This window comes from Lentibacillus kimchii (genome assembly GCF_055381965.1).
This window is the reverse complement of sequence record NZ_AP043934.1, coordinates 2096842-2111715: the sequence shown is the minus strand read 5'-3', so window position 1 is coordinate 2111715 and position 14874 is coordinate 2096842. Positions and strand designations below refer to the sequence as shown.

The window sequence follows — 14874 nt, the reverse complement described above, 5'->3', positions numbered from 1 at the left end:
ATGTAATCTGAAAAACAGGAGGGATAGTCATGGCAAATAAGACAGGCTTTATATCGCACGAGAGTTACTTTTGGCATCAAACCGGAAATGGCGCTTTAAATTTGCGTTCAGGCGGATCGGTGCAGCCGGATACCCACGCTGAAAATCCGGAGACGAAGCGGCGCGTGAAAAATTTGCTGGAGCGGACCGATTTTATGAATAAACTAGAGCCCATCACACCGCGATCGGCAAGGCGGACAGAAGTCGAGATGAATCATCAATCAGCTTATATAGATTATGTCGAACAATTAAGTGACGCGGGTGACGGTGATGCAGGTTTTCATGCGACTGTCGGCCCGGACTCTTTTGAGATTGCGCTAAGATCAGCAGGCGGTGCCATAACCGCGATTGATTCAGTGATGCAAGACAGGGTGCAGACAGCATATGCCCTTGTCCGGCCGCCGGGTCATCATGCCGAACCCGATAAAGGAGCAGGTTTTTGTCTTTTTAACAATGTTGCCATTGCAGCGAATTATGCCCGTAAAACATACGGCGTTAAGCGAATCGCTATCGTGGACTGGGATGTCCATCACGGGAATGGGACTGAAACAGCTTTTTATCATGATCCAGATGTTTTATTTATGTCTGTTCATCAGGAACATATCTTTCCTAAAGACCGCGGCATGATGACAGACGTGGGTGCCGGGGATAGCGAAGGAAAGAATGTCAATATAGAACTTCCGGCTGGCACAGGAAATGAGGGCTATATGTATACGTTCGATAACGTTATTGAGCCGATTATCGACCAGTTTCAGCCTGAGCTGATTCTTATATCGGCCGGTCAGGATGCCAGCCGTTTTGATCCGCTGGGGCGGATGCTGGTGACCGCAGAAGGCTATTATAACATGACAGTCCGGATGAAATCGTTAGCTGCTAAACATTGTAGTGGGCGCTTGGTCGCCTGTCATGAGGGCGGGTACAGCACGGCCTACGTTCCCTTTTGTACATTGCGGATTATAGAAGCACTCAGGGGTGAAACAAGCGGTATTGCTGATCCGTTTGACCAGGGATTTCATGAAGGTCCGATTTATCCGCACCAGAAAGAGGCGGTGCACCAGGCTGTGGACATTCAATCGGCGTATTGGCAATTATGATAATGTGTTGTGAAGGATACACCATTTATTTCCCGGGATGTGTTTAAGTCCTGGGAAATAAAATGGACTCAGATCAGCTTTAACCTGTTCAACCAATACGGCTGCTTTCAGCTTAGCAGCTTTATTATTTAGCTGTTATTCCCGTTAATCAAACTAAGCACTTCTGCCCGTGATGAGGCATCTTCCTGGAAAATACCCCGGACAGCTGAGGTGACGGTTTTGGAACCAGGTTTCTTAATCCCGCGCATGGTCATGCACATATGCTCAGCTTCAACGACAACTATAACACCATGCGGATCGAGTGTTTCTCTCATGGAATCCGCAATGGTTGATGTTACGCGTTCCTGCAGCTGCGGCCGGCTGGTGACGGTCTCAACGGCTCTTGCCAGTTTGCTTAACCCGGTTACCCGGCCGCCCTTCGGTATGTAGCCGACGTGCGCCACACCGTAAAACGGCAGGAGATGGTGCTCACACATGGAGTAAAAGGGAATGTCTTTGATTAAGACAAGTTCCTCATGGTCTTCGCCAAAAATGGTAGCGAAATATTCTTTAGGGTCCTGTTCCAACCCCTGAAAGACTTCTTCATACATGCGGGCCATGCGGCTTGGTGTATCAACCAGGCCTTCCCGCTCAGGGTCTTCGCCAATTGCTTCTAAAATCATATGTGCTGCCTTCTCAATTTTTTCGTGATCAACTGCCATGTTATGACCTCCTCTTATCTGTTATAGGATTGTGCACTGCTAACCATAACATACGTCAACATACGGCTGAATTCGATTTTTTGCTAGGGATCAAGGCATTTGCTCCCCGCGCTGATGTTAAACGCTTCCACTGAGTATGATATACTAACAGTTATGCGATTGTACCTGGAAAAAGGGAGACAGGATAAGTTCATCTACCTGAGAATGAGCCCGGTAATAGAACAAACCACCTCACAGCGTATGAGTTGTTATCGTTCAGAGTCTGGTCATACCGGATAAGCTTTCACAGACTCATATAATAATCTGCTATGTTATAATAGGTTAAAAAGGCAGGGGGAATAACGTATGATGACCGATCAGTTTCAGATTTACACAAACAGCCAGAAGGCGCTTAAGCTGCGAGCCGACAGAATAACACTTTATCAAGGTGCCCAGATTATCGAAGCCTGCAGCAGCAATCAAAGTGTTTATTATCTCTTCTTTTATAAACATCACTACCTGACAGCTGTTAAGGCAAAGAAACTGCGGCGTTATTCGTTTATCGCGTCTGCTTTTAAATACGGTATGGTTTCGAGCGCCCCACATCCGTTTATCGATACCCTTCTGTCGGAAAATGCACCATGCCGCATCACAGGCTTCGACCCTTTGCTCCAGAAGCTTGATAAGCATTATACGCCCCAGGAGAAAGCCTTTATCCTAACATTTTTTGAATCATTCATTTCTAAAAAACGCTTATTTAATGAAATCCTCTCAGTATTTTATGGTTATCGCCGCAAAGGGCAAATGTTTCTGGGCTACCGGATCATTCGGATTTTAATGGATTTCGCGCCAGACCACAGTCTTGTCCGGGAGCTGTCAAACGACAGACAGTTTCGGAAATATGCCGATTTATATAGTGCAAAAGCTGACAAATTGTTGTCTGACGACCTGATTTTTGCGGAGAAAGTCTTTTATGCTGAAAGGAACCATTATTTTTCAAGACTCATAAATCTGCTGGACACCCAATCCAGATGGATGGATATGACAGACCTGTATCGTGAAGCCTTAATCGGGACGGCATCAGATGAACACTATCAGGCGCTTAAAGCAATGCTTGATACGTATTTGACCACTGAGCAGCGCACATATATACTGGAAGACTTGTATCGTTTCCTCCCTCATTACCCTCCGCTGAAACAAGACCTGCTGACGGCTTTTATTGAAGCGGCTGACATCGTGAATATTTTGCATCTGTACAATGATCCTGATTTAACCCTTAATAAGCAGCAGGCTCAAGCAATCAGCGACTTACTTGAAAAGCTGGATGTCAATACAGCGTCACTTACCCCGACCTCATTGCGGACCTTGTTTGAATTAACACTTCAACTAAACCCGAAAGCAGCTCAACAGCTTATTCATGACGATGTTTCAATGCTGCTGAACACACATGGCCCATGTGATGTGAAAGAGCTTTTGGAGCCGTTTTATGATCGCCCTGCCGTTCATCCCATCTATCAAAAAATTGACTATCTGCTGATTCATCAGGATGACTTGGATCACATGCAGGTACTGGGTGAATTATACTATGAATTCGGCCAGTCCGAGCAGGCTATCGACTGTTTCAGCTGGGAGACTGAACTCAAGCCAGACGACCCGAAACCACCGAAATGGCTGGCTAAAGTTTATCGGGCTTTAGATATGACGCAGGAATCGGAAGCCTACGAGCAGTTAAGTGTTAATCTGCAAAAAAGAGTGTAACGTATCAGTCAGTATAAAAGTTTAGTTCTTTCATCACAATATGTTTATATTTTCTGAAATGAAAATCGGGAAATAGGCAAAAAAGACTAGAAAAATTTTAAAAAAACGCTATAATGTAAGTGGCGCTTCGATTTCGAAGATCTTTCAATATTAAAATTAAATAAATGAAGTGGGGGGGTTCTGATTGCAATCGTCTGATGCATCATTATTTCAAAGAGTATTGGCCAAAGGGATTGGCGAAATTGTATTCGTTATCACTGTTGATGAACAGGGGAGATTTTACTATGATTTTTTAAATCAAGCCGCTAAGGAGTGGACGGGCCTGACAGCAGATGTGATTGGGCAGACAATTCATGATGTTTATCCTGTCACTATAGCCGATCATTTAGTGCAGCAATACCGGAAAGTTCTTGAAACAGAAGATATTGTTACATACGAGGATCATTATGAGTCGACAGCAGGGACCAAATATTCGGAAACGACACTCACACCTCTGTTTACTGACGGGCGATGCAGTCATATCGCAGCTCTTGTCCGGGATGTCAGTGATCAAAAAGCAAATGAGCGTAAGCTGCGTCGTTCATTGGATAAATTGACGGAAAATAAACAAAAATTCCGGGAAAGCGAAAATCGGCTGCGTATTATTACTGATAATACCAATGACTTAATCACGATGATTGATCATGACGGCTACATTACTTATGTATCACCGTCCTATGAAAAAATATTGGAGCACGATGCTGAGGAGTATATTGGGAAACACTTTCTTCACAACATTCACCCAGATGATACGAAACCACTCGTGGAGTCGTTCAGACATTCAGTCGAAACACATATCGTGTGGCAGGATCAGTTCAGACAAAGGAACCGGTCAGGGGAGTATATCTGGTCAGAACTGCGCGGAACGCCGGTGTATGATGCGAACAATGCTTTCACGCATATGGTAGTTGTCACCCGAAATATTACGATTTGGAAGGACTATGAACTGAAACTGCAGTATATGGCTTATCATGATCCATTAACAGGTCTTCCGAACCGTCGTTACTTTATGGAGCAGCTTTCATGGCAGCTGGAAGATATGGCTGGACGCACTGACTGTTTAGCCATTATGATGATGGATCTGGATCAATTTAAAACAATCAATGACCAGTTGGGACATCACATCGGGGATCAAACGATTCAGGAATTCGCTGAACGTGTCAATAAAAATGTTCGGGGCAATGATTTGCTGGCTCGTCACGGCGGTGATGAATTTATGCTGTTGCTGCCTGGTATTGAGGGGACATGTGATGTGCTTAAAGTGGTGGATCGCATTCAGCAAGCCGTCAACCAAGCGTGGTGTATTGGGCAGCACGAATTTACCACAACTTCCAGTCTGGGAATTGTTATATCATCATCCAGTACCCCCGAGTCATCCAGGACCTTGCTGGAAGAGGCTGATAATCAGCTTTATAAAGCTAAACAGTCCGGAAAAAATGGTTATCAGATTTACGATTTCAAATGCGATGATCAAAGTTGAATAGGCCGGAGCGCATGTTAGTTCCGGTCTCGCTTGGGACCATCAGTATGATTTTATAAGGGGCTGTGCTGAAAGCCGGCGGCTATATGACATGATCTGAGTGCCATATGATCTCGTTTGGCGCTGAAGATGTATTACGGTCAATATCGTGCTCATCAATGAAATATTGCAGTCCAAACCAGCCGGCAATCATCACGATCAGTGTAATGACAATAAGCAGAAAAACAATTTTTTTCCCCACAGAGCATGCCTCCTTATTATCTCTAATATAAGATTAGCAAATCATTCCTTTTCTGTAAATTTATTTCACATATCTTTCTTAATGGTCTATAGCGCCGGCGGGATCATAATTTGCCAAATTAATTGCCAATTCATCCCCAAGTGCCAGATGGGCCAGCTGACGGCCGATAAATGGGCCGGTGGTGAGTCCCGAAGACCCAAGGCCATTGCCGATAAGCAGTCCGTCGATACCAGGTATGGGGCCTATAACTGGCAAAAATCCCGGAGTATGCGGTCTGAACCCGACACGTGCCTCTAGCACTGTACTCGTCTCGAGGCCTGGTGCAACATTCAGCGCCTTCGTTAAAATTTCTTGCATTCCGCCGGCTGTGACACGGCTATCGAATCCAGCATCATCTTCATGCGTCGCTCCAATGATGATCCGGTCGTCCCAGGTCAGCATGAATTGATCATTTGGAGGCATGACAACAGGCCAGTCAGATGTATCTGTGCTGGGGGATTGCAGATGCAGAATTTGCGCTTTTTGCGATGTGCCGTTAAACTTAATATTCAAGGGTGCGAGCAGCTCATGCATCCAAGCGCCGCACGCAGCGATGACTTGATCAGCCTCGATTGATTCGCCGTTAACGGTTACACCGGTGATCCTTGAGCCGTTTTGGATAAGCTGTGCGTCCCCGTGAATGATAGTTGCATGATGTTTCTGAGCTCCTCTTATAAGGGCGTCCCGCATAGCGCGGCCATGGACACGGGCAGCACCGCTGACATGGACGGAGGCGTAATCTTCACTGAGATGTGGGAATTGTTTGTTCGTCTCCTGGGCATCAAGCAGTGTGACATCGCCGATTTCCGGAGCATCTTCCCGGCGCTTCAGAGCTCGCTCTTTTTTGGCGATGAGCTTTTGTTCATCGGTATGAATGCTGATAGCACCGGTTTGGGCATAGCCTGTTCTGGTCTCACCATCAGCTGCGAGTTCCTGAATTAATCTGTGATAAATGCGTGCGCCGCCTTTTGCCAGTTCATACCATGCTTTATTCCGGCGCTGGGAGAGCCATGGACAAATAATGCCAGCTGCTGCATCAGTTGCCTGGCCGTCATCATGCCGGTCAATTATGACTACCTCTGCGCCTGTTTTTGCCAGTTCGTAAGCTGTGGAAGCACCTAATATACCGGCGCCAATTATAACGATTTTATTCATGGAATCATCCTTTCTGAATGTCGCCAACGGCTATGAAACGAACGTAAGATACTTAATTAATGATACATAACAAATTTGTATAGGAAAAGGGGGTCACGCACGTGTATCGAAATAATATTGCCAGACTGCTGTTTGCCATCGGCACTGCCCATATGATTGCAGGTCTGATAATCGGCCTGATCAGTACGGCGATGAATGTGTTCTATACAGGGTCAGGCTGGTCTAACTTTTTTGTCTGGACGGCCGGCGGTTTTATTGCAGGGATGCTGTTCATTGGTTTTGCGGAAAATATTCGTCTGCTTCAGCAGATTAATCACAAACTTGGCCCGGATACCAATCGGCAGGAAGTGTCTCAGTATATTGCTGATTCAAACATTACGAAGAATTTAGACGAAGCTATTAAAGCAAGCATCTATGACCATTATCCGGATGAGACAATTGTTGCCATTGTTCCTTCTCCAAAAGACGATTACTTTTTAGTCCATTTTCAGGACGGGCAGGAAGATTATGTGCGCGTTGTTTATACGGGCGGATCGGAAGTTGAAGAAACGAATGATTCGTCCATCAGACAATCGGTTATTCAATGGTATAACAGCAGAAACAGCTGATGCGTACGCCGCGTTCCACGACTTGACTAACGATTTAATTCACCTGGAGGTTTATAACGCCATTTTTAAACATCACAGTGACATGGAACGACACAAATTAGTATTCATTCACCATATTTTTATGATAATCTTATAACTGGAAATACGATAAACGGAATTAAAGGAGTAATCGATAATGCGTAAGACGTTAATTTTCGGGCATAAAAGTCCGGATACCGATACGATTTGCTCAGCACTTGTCTATGCTGATCTAAAAAGTGTACTGGGTGTTGAGGCACAGCCTGCCCGCCTGGGTGACGTTAATCAAGAAACACAATATGCGCTGGATTACTTTGGCGCCGAGGCTCCGGAGCGGATTGAAGAAGTCGGCGGCGATGTCAGCGATGTTATTTTAGTGGATCATAATGAAAGTCAGCAAAGCGCTGATAACCTACAGGACTTCCGGATTTCAGAGGTGATTGATCATCACCGCGTAGCCAATTTTGAAACGAAAGAACCGCTTTATATGCGTGTGGAACCTGTCGGCTGTACGGCAACGATTTTAAATGACATGTATAAAGAAAAAGGTGTCGTTGTATCGCCGAAAAATGCGGGGCTCTTGCTGTCAGCAATTATGTCGGATTCGCTGCTCCTCAAGTCCCCGACCTGCACCGAAGCTGACCGGGAGGCGGCGTATGAGCTGGCAGGTATTGCTGGCGTTGATGTGGAGACATATGGCCTGGATATGCTGAAGGCTGGAGCAGACTTAAGTGATAAATCAGCCTATGACTTGACCACGATGGATGCAAAAGAGTTTACAATGGGCGATGCCAAAGTTCAGATTGCGCAGGTAAATGCTGTGGATACGAACCAGATTTATGAATCACAGGCTGCCATTGAAAAGGAAATTGACCAGCTGATCAAGGACAATGGTCTTGACTTATTCCTGTTCGTTGCCACTGATATTCTGGAGAATGACTCAGATGTTCTCGTATTGGGCACAGCTACAGACCGTGCCGAACAAGCCTTTGACGTTTCTTTGGATGACAATAATCGAGCATTCTTAAAAGGGGTCGTTTCCCGCAAGAAGCAGGTTGTTATTCCTTTAACTGAAGCATTCACAAAATAGGAACCATTCAAAGCAGGGCTGGGACAATAGTTAAATGATTCGCTCTAAAAACGAACAAGATCCAGATTTAGTGTGAGGAAAAGACGGAGACGCCCGCGGAAAGCAATGCCTGCTTTCGGAGCGGGCTTTCTCTAACTATTTATGCGAGCTGTTCAGGTTTTATGTGATGAAAATAAGCTTGTTCCAGCCCCGTTTTATGCAGGTGCATGTGCACAGCTCTGCGTCCGGTCTGTGAACCGTGCCTTTTATAAATCAAATACCATTTCATCGATCATATAGGCTTCCAGTGCTTCTTGATCGATCTCATAGCCAATACCTGGTTTATCTGGGGCCGTAATCGTGCCGTTATGAACGATCACCTCAGGCTGAATAATATCACGTTCCCAGTAAAGTGATGAGCCAGCTGTATCGCCGGGCAGGTTAAATTGCGGCAGGGTTGTTAAAGCAATATTGTGCGCCCGGCCGACACCGGCTTCCAGCATTCCCCCGCACCATACATCAATACCACGCTCGCGGCACAGGTCGTGAATAGCCAAGGCCTCAGTTAACCCGCCGACACGGCCAATTTTCACATTGATGACCCTGCAGCTGCCCAGATCAATCGCCTTACGCGCATCAGCAGCTGAGTGAATGCTCTCATCCAGACATATAGGTGTTTGGATCAATGCCTGCAGTTGCGCATGATCAGTGATATCGTCATGTGCCAGCGGTTGTTCGATCATCATCAAATTAAATTCATCCAGTTGTTTAAGCCGGTTAAGGTCCTGAAGCGTGTAAGCTGAATTGGCATCGGCCATGATAGGGATATCGGGAAATTGCTTCCGGACTTCCCGAAGGGTTTTAACGTCTGAACCCGGTTTGATTTTAAGTTTAATACGCTTATAGCCCTGCTGGATATGATCCCCCACCTTCTGCAGCAGATCGTCTATGGTTGGCTGGATTCCGATACTGATGCCTGCGTCAATTTCCGATTTATGGCCGCCAAGCACCTCAGCAAGTGTCTGGTTTTTCCGCTTGGCGTCAAGATCCCAAATCGCTCCTTCAAGAGCCGCTTTCGCCATATTATTCCGCTTAATGGGGCTGAAAATCTCACGAACATCGTGTGGATGACTAATTGTGTTTTCGTGTAATAGCGGGATTAAAAAGTCCTTCATAACATGGGCATTCGTTTCCACGGTTTCCTCGGTATACCAGGGTGCTGGAAAGGCGACTGATTCGCCAAAACCGCTTCTCTCCTCTGTGTCAATCGCTTCAGTTATGAAAAAATCCTTATCCCGCATCTCCCCGAAACTGGTCGTGAAGGGGTGATTGAGTTTCATACGTAAACGTTTTAGTTTGATCTGTGTGATTGGAATGGGCATGGATTCATCCTCCTGACTTATTCAGCAGTTACTATAGCTATGCATAACCAGCGTATCGAAAATGGCAGGGTCCGTCCAGCTGGTAAACGCAGCGATAAAACTGCTAGCATGGCTATAGAAGTAAGTATATAATGAATGAAAACATGCTGGTAAAGGGGGAGGTAGTGGTGCCAAAGCAAGTAGCCCTGTCGTTCAGCGGCGGGAAGGACAGTTGTCTGGCGCTCTATTATTTGCAGAAGCAGGGTGTGGACGTTAAGTGTTTACTGACGACGGTATTGGAGGACAGCAAGGAAACAGTAGCCCATAACGAAAAACTGGAACGTGTCGAACGGCAAGCGGAGCGGCTGGACATTCCTGTTTATTTTATTGAGACGAATTTTCCCACGTATGAGGATGATTTTATCTGGTATATCAGCGACATGAAACAGCGCTACGGTATTGACGGCATGGCTTTTGGCGATATTTATCTGCAGGGTCACCGTGAATGGGGCGAGAAGCTGGCTGCACGGGCTGGTGTCGAGCCTGTTTACCCCCTATGGTCGGAACAAGCGAAAGCTGCGGGATGGCTATGTGACTTTATCGCTCTGGGTTTTGAAGCGGAGGTTATTAAGGTGGATTCCGAAAAACTTCCGCAAAACTGGGCTGGCCGTAAACTGGATCAGTCATTTGTTTCCGATATCATGACTTATTCGGATGTTTGTCCAATGGGCGAATCAGGCGAGTATCATACGTATGTCCATGACGGCCCTATTTTCAGGCCGGATTGATCGGGTAAAAAACCCGGAAAGGCGGAAGGTTATGAAAGTGCTTCTGGTAACAGGTTATAAACCAATGGAAATTAATATCTTTCAGCCGGATGATGAACGGATTAACATCATTAAGGCGGCGATTGAACAACGATTGATTGGCTTGATCGACGAAGGGCTTGAGTGGGTGCTGATTTCCGGCAAAAGGGGTGTTGAACAATGGGCCGGTGAAGTGGCGCTAAATCTGCGCGACCAATATGGTCTTAAACTGGCGCTTATCCCGCCGTTTGAACATCAGGACGGGCGCTGGCCTGAGTCAATTCAGGAACTTTATCAGGGGCTTATGGCTTCTGCTGATTTTTACAAACCGCTTTATCAAGGCGATTATCGTGGGCCTTACCAGTATCAGGCGAGCAACAAGTGGCTGGTTGCTAAAAGTGATAGCTGTCTGATGCTTTTGGATGAGGATTTCCAGGGCAGTAATCAGTATATTTATCAGGAAATCCAGACATACGAAGGGGATTATCCGTTGTACCAGATTACGCCCGCTGATCTTGAGGACATAAAAGATGATGAGCAAATGACAGATCCCGACTATTGGCAGTGAGTTTATTTTTACCGTCTGACCGCTCATTTAAACGGGAAAGCCGAAAATGCGGTAATCATATAATTTCCTGATTTTCTGCAGGATAAATTCATTATTTCCTCAAACGCTAAGCAGGAACCACAAAGGAGGCAAATGAATGGGTGGCAAACCGAAAGGACCTAAGCAGCAGAAAGAACCGGACTTGCCAGAGAGCCCAAAACAGCCTTATGGTGAACCGCTAAAGGGATCTCACAAGGATAAACAGCGCAATCATTCAGGACAAAAGCATAATCCGCATCACGGTTTGTAAGGATCTTATTAAAAAAGCACACACGCCGCTGTGTGCTTTTTAATGCTCTGGTAATGACGCAAAAGTCTATAAATCGCACCGGCATCAGTTGTTAATTTCTGCTATAATGGAATGAAACATTTTGGGGAGGAAGAATCATGCATGCGGCACTTGAATTGACGAATCTTGCTAAATCATATCGGAAACATCAGGCCGTCCAGGATTTGAATCTTGCCGTGCAAAAAGGGGAATTGTTTGGATTTCTTGGACCAAATGGTGCAGGCAAAACGACAACGATTAAAATGCTCACCGGATTGCTGGAGCCGACGAATGGTTCCGCAGAAATTTCGGGTATCGATATCTGGCAGCATCCGCTGAAAGCGAAAGAAAAGCTTGCTTATGTACCGGATCAGCCCAATCTTTATCCCAAATTAACCGGATGGGACTATCTTGAATTTGTTGCATCCGTTTTTCAGCTGCAGAAAGACTGGTTCCAGGAAAGGGCGAATGAACTTCTGGCCAGTTTCAATCTCACGGAACAGGCGAATGACCTTATCGAAAGTTATTCACACGGGATGAAACAAAAAATAGCCTTATGCGGTGCACTGATCCACGAGCCGGATGTGCTGTTTATGGACGAGCCGACGGTGGGACTTGATCCGAAAAGTGCCCGCACGCTGAAAAATCTTCTCCAGCAATTGTGCGCGAGCGGAATGACCGTGTTTTTATCGACCCACATTCTTGAAATAGCTGAAGAAATGTGTGACCGCGTAGGAATCATTTATGAAGGCGAAGTGATTGCGCTGGGAACCATGGATGAGCTGCGGGGCGGTGACGATGCCGATAAAAGTCTGGAAGATATCTTTCTTGAATTGACCGGCGGTGAGGATCAGCAGGCGATTATCAGTGAAATGACCAATCATGGTGATGCAACATGATGAAGGCCATGTTAAAAAATCAGTGGAAAATGATGCTTAATTCCATTAAAACACAGCCTGGTAAAAATTATGTCAGTTATGGCATCGTGTTTGCGGTCCTTGCGATGTTACTGCTATGGCTCTCGATGGGGATCTGGTTTATACACGATCTCATCACCGAGCCTGTTTTCACCGGTATGCTTTCATACGGATTTTTGCTGAGCATTGGACTTATTTTGCTGCTGGGCATGCCTCAAGTGTTTAAACAGCTGTATTCAGCGACAGATTTGAATTTGTTATTTACCATGCCCATTCCGACACGGATTATCTTTTGGGTTAAATATTTACAAAGCTTTGCCGGGATTCCCTTACTTGTATTTGTGTTTTTAATCATCCCTGTTTACGTTTATGGCGCGGCGACCGGTGTCAGCTGGCTGTATTACCCGGTTGTGATGCTTGTACTAATAGCCTTCGTTGTTATAGGTCTTTCACTTGCCTACCTGGCTAATTTGCTGCTGGTTCAGATTATTCCTGCAGCGAAAGCCAGCGAGTTTATGACTGTTATGAGTTTGCTTTCCGGCCTGCTGACATATGGTCTGTTTATGCTGCCCACACTGCTGAACGAACGTCCATTGTCTGAATTGATTTTGGAAGGATTGCCGTTATTTCCAGAATGGGCTCCCGTAACATGGGGGAGTCAGGCGATTATAGCAGCATCAGCCGGTTCGCTTGATTTTCTGCTGCCGTTTCTTATGATACTGACACTTGCTGCTGTCATCGTTATGCTGACGCTGGCACTGGTGGAAAAAGGATTCCGCACAGGCTGGGTGCGATTGAATGAAGGCGGTGGGAAAAAGCAGCGAAAAGGTTCCCGGAAGACGGCTCGGTCTCAATTGCATCACCCGGCGATCGCTGTCGGCAAAAAAGAATGGCTGACCGTTAAGCGCGATATGCGTGAATGGCTCGTGTTTATGCCGCTTGTCTTTTTTCTTGTGTTTGGTTTTGTTGGTGCCCTGTCAGGCGGAGCGGATCTCAGTGATTTGCGGGGTTCCGCGGAAATAAGCTGGCCGATTGCTCAAGTTTTATTGCTGTTTATGTACGCCATGTTTAACGGCCAATTGGCTGCTTCGGCTATTGCGCGGGAAGCCTTATCCATTTGGCTGCTGCGTGTCTTGCCGCTATCTGGCAGACATATTGCGCTTGGCAAGCTGTGGATCAGCTGGCTGCTGTCATTTTTACTTTTAACAGTGATTGAGATCATTATAGGCCTCTTTTTAGGGTGGTCCGTTACACAGTTTCTCACTGGTATTGCTATAAAAGCTGTGATAACAACTGGCATCAGCAGCATTGGCATATGGTTTGGAACAATCGGTGCCAAATATAACCCGTCAAATCCGCAGAACAGATTAACCTTTGGCACCAGTTTTATGCTTATCATCGTTTCATTCGTGTATCTATTCGTAACACTGATTCCATTTATTATCGTCCTGATACCGGTTGACGCGATGAATGTTACCGGCTCAGCCAGCCAAAGCAGCCTAGGAATTTTCAGCATGGTATCAAGTTTGATTCATACGCTTTTGAGCTGGAAAGCAGCTTATCCGGTTATGGTTATGGCATCCGGTATTATTCTGATGGCTGCTGTCTCCTTAGGTATTGCGTATTTGTTCATCGTGATGAGTGCACGTCGCCTAGATCAGGGTATTGAAATTGATATGGTGCAGAGTGCTGCGTCAAAACCATCACTTGGAAACAAATCTGGCCGTCTTTAACTCATTTTCAAAGGGGAATTGTGTTATTATTTAGTCAGCAGATAAACATCTCAGGGAGGGGGGTGAGTCTATGCTTAAGGCTATTTTTCTGGATTTGGATAATACCTTGATATGGGATAAAAAAAGTGTCGATGAAGCATTAAAAACAGCGTGTGAGCTGGCTGCAGAAAAATCGGATGCTGATCCAGGGCAGCTGGAACAAGCGATCCGGGAACGAGCGCCAGAGTTGTTTACATCCTTCGATACATATAATCTTGGCGATAGAATAGGCATTAGCCCTTTGGAAGGGTTATGGGCTGATGCTGATAATGAGCACCCAGGTGTCCAGCTGACAAAAATGCTGCCAGAATACAGAAGGAAAACCTGGACAACAGCCTTACAGCAGGCAGAGGTTGATGATCCGCATTTAGCAGGCGAGATCGCTGAAACGTTTAAACAAGAACGCGAGACCCGTCAGTTTGTCTATGAGGAAACATTTGAGGTATTAAATAAACTGCGGGAACATTACCAGCTGCTTTTGCTGACGAACGGGTTAACGGGACTCCAGCAGAAAAAATTGAGCATAACACCGGCATTAAAAGCCTATTTTGACCAGATTGTCATATCTGGATCGTATGGAAAGGGAAAACCGGATCCAGCTATTTTTGAGCATGCGTGTGGCTTAACGTCTGTTCATCAGAATGAGGCATTGATGGTGGGCGATAATCCTTATACCGATATAGCGGGGGCAGCAAGAGCAGGTATTCCGTCCGTGTGGCTTAATCATCATGCAGAGGATGTGCAGGATGTGAGGCCGACTTATGAGGTATCACGGTTGAGCGAGCTGCTGGAAGTCGTGGCGAAATTGAAGTGAAATAAAAACAGCGACCATACAACAAGCAGGTGCACAAGGGGTGTGCCTGCTTGTTGTATGGTCGCTCTATATGCGGACAGGCTGCACGTTCACTTCTCGCTGTGCAATT

The 14874-nt window shown here is 45.9% G+C and carries 15 protein-coding genes; 11 read left to right on the top strand and 4 right to left on the bottom strand.

What is annotated here, in order from left to right:
- Positions 1-29 precede the first annotated feature (29 nt).
- Positions 30-1133 carry a class II histone deacetylase gene (locus tag ACZ444_RS11245; RefSeq protein ID WP_382357847.1) on the top strand — a complete coding sequence of 368 codons (1104 nt, stop codon included), beginning with the start codon at positions 30-32 and terminating at the stop codon, positions 1131-1133.
- 128 nt (positions 1134-1261) lie between these two features.
- Here ACZ444_RS11245 and folE read toward each other — a convergent pair whose 3' ends face one another.
- Positions 1262-1834: a GTP cyclohydrolase I FolE gene (gene folE, locus ACZ444_RS11240; protein WP_382357846.1), complete on the bottom strand. Its 573-nt coding sequence runs from the start codon at positions 1832-1834 to the stop codon at positions 1262-1264.
- A gap of 345 nt (positions 1835-2179) precedes the next feature.
- Between folE and ACZ444_RS11235 the strand changes: the two genes are divergently transcribed.
- Together ACZ444_RS11235 and ACZ444_RS11230 are read left to right on the top strand one after the other, a co-directional pair.
- The gene (locus tag ACZ444_RS11235) at positions 2180-3571 is read left to right on the top strand and encodes a tetratricopeptide repeat protein (protein ID WP_382357845.1); all 1392 of its coding nucleotides are present in this window, start codon (positions 2180-2182) and stop codon (positions 3569-3571) included.
- A 184-nt stretch (positions 3572-3755) separates the two neighbouring features.
- On the top strand, positions 3756-5090 hold the full coding sequence (locus ACZ444_RS11230; RefSeq protein ID WP_382357844.1) for a diguanylate cyclase domain-containing protein: 1335 nt from the start codon (positions 3756-3758) through the stop codon (positions 5088-5090).
- A gap of 82 nt (positions 5091-5172) precedes the next feature.
- Here the strand turns inward: ACZ444_RS11230 and ACZ444_RS11225 are convergent, their stop codons facing one another.
- Positions 5173-5331, bottom strand: a complete 159-nt coding sequence (locus ACZ444_RS11225; RefSeq protein WP_382357843.1) for a hypothetical protein — start codon at positions 5329-5331, stop codon at positions 5173-5175.
- A 78-nt stretch (positions 5332-5409) separates the two neighbouring features.
- Entirely contained in the window at positions 5410-6525 is a 1116-nt protein-coding gene (locus tag ACZ444_RS11220; RefSeq protein ID WP_382357842.1) for an NAD(P)/FAD-dependent oxidoreductase, read from the bottom strand.
- 101 nt (positions 6526-6626) lie between these two features.
- On the opposite strand from ACZ444_RS11220, the gene ACZ444_RS11215 reads away from it, so the two are divergent.
- Positions 6627-7133, top strand: coding sequence for a hypothetical protein (locus tag ACZ444_RS11215; protein ID WP_382357841.1), 507 nt, complete (start codon positions 6627-6629; stop codon positions 7131-7133).
- A gap of 175 nt (positions 7134-7308) precedes the next feature.
- Entirely contained in the window at positions 7309-8241 is a 933-nt protein-coding gene (locus ACZ444_RS11210; RefSeq protein ID WP_382357840.1) for a manganese-dependent inorganic pyrophosphatase, read from the top strand.
- A 245-nt stretch (positions 8242-8486) separates the two neighbouring features.
- On the opposite strand, the gene menC is transcribed toward ACZ444_RS11210, so the two are convergent.
- Entirely contained in the window at positions 8487-9602 is a 1116-nt protein-coding gene (menC, locus tag ACZ444_RS11205) for an o-succinylbenzoate synthase (RefSeq protein WP_382357839.1), read from the bottom strand.
- Positions 9603-9769: 167 nt separating this feature from the next.
- Between menC and ACZ444_RS11200 the strand changes: the two genes are divergently transcribed.
- The 6 genes from ACZ444_RS11200 (at position 9770) to ACZ444_RS11175 (ending at position 14765) form a co-directional block, all read left to right on the top strand.
- Positions 9770-10369 carry a Dph6-related ATP pyrophosphatase gene (locus tag ACZ444_RS11200; protein ID WP_382357838.1) on the top strand — a complete coding sequence of 200 codons (600 nt, stop codon included), beginning with the start codon at positions 9770-9772 and terminating at the stop codon, positions 10367-10369.
- A gap of 31 nt (positions 10370-10400) precedes the next feature.
- Positions 10401-10955, top strand: a complete 555-nt coding sequence (locus ACZ444_RS11195) for an SLOG family protein (protein ID WP_382357837.1) — start codon at positions 10401-10403, stop codon at positions 10953-10955.
- Positions 10956-11091: 136 nt separating this feature from the next.
- Positions 11092-11244 carry a small acid-soluble spore protein P gene (locus ACZ444_RS11190; protein ID WP_382357836.1) on the top strand — a complete coding sequence of 51 codons (153 nt, stop codon included), beginning with the start codon at positions 11092-11094 and terminating at the stop codon, positions 11242-11244.
- A gap of 137 nt (positions 11245-11381) precedes the next feature.
- Positions 11382-12161, top strand: coding sequence for an ABC transporter ATP-binding protein (locus ACZ444_RS11185; protein ID WP_382357835.1), 780 nt, complete (start codon positions 11382-11384; stop codon positions 12159-12161).
- Positions 12161-13912, top strand: a complete 1752-nt coding sequence (locus ACZ444_RS11180) for a putative ABC transporter permease subunit (protein ID WP_464433301.1) — start codon at positions 12161-12163, stop codon at positions 13910-13912. Before ACZ444_RS11185 ends, ACZ444_RS11180 begins: the two co-directional genes overlap by 1 nt.
- Positions 13913-13982: 70 nt before the next feature.
- Positions 13983-14765 (top strand): HAD family hydrolase, encoded by a 783-nt coding sequence (locus tag ACZ444_RS11175; RefSeq protein ID WP_382357833.1) that lies wholly within the window; start codon positions 13983-13985, stop codon positions 14763-14765.
- The last annotated feature ends 109 nt before the right edge of the window (positions 14766-14874 follow it).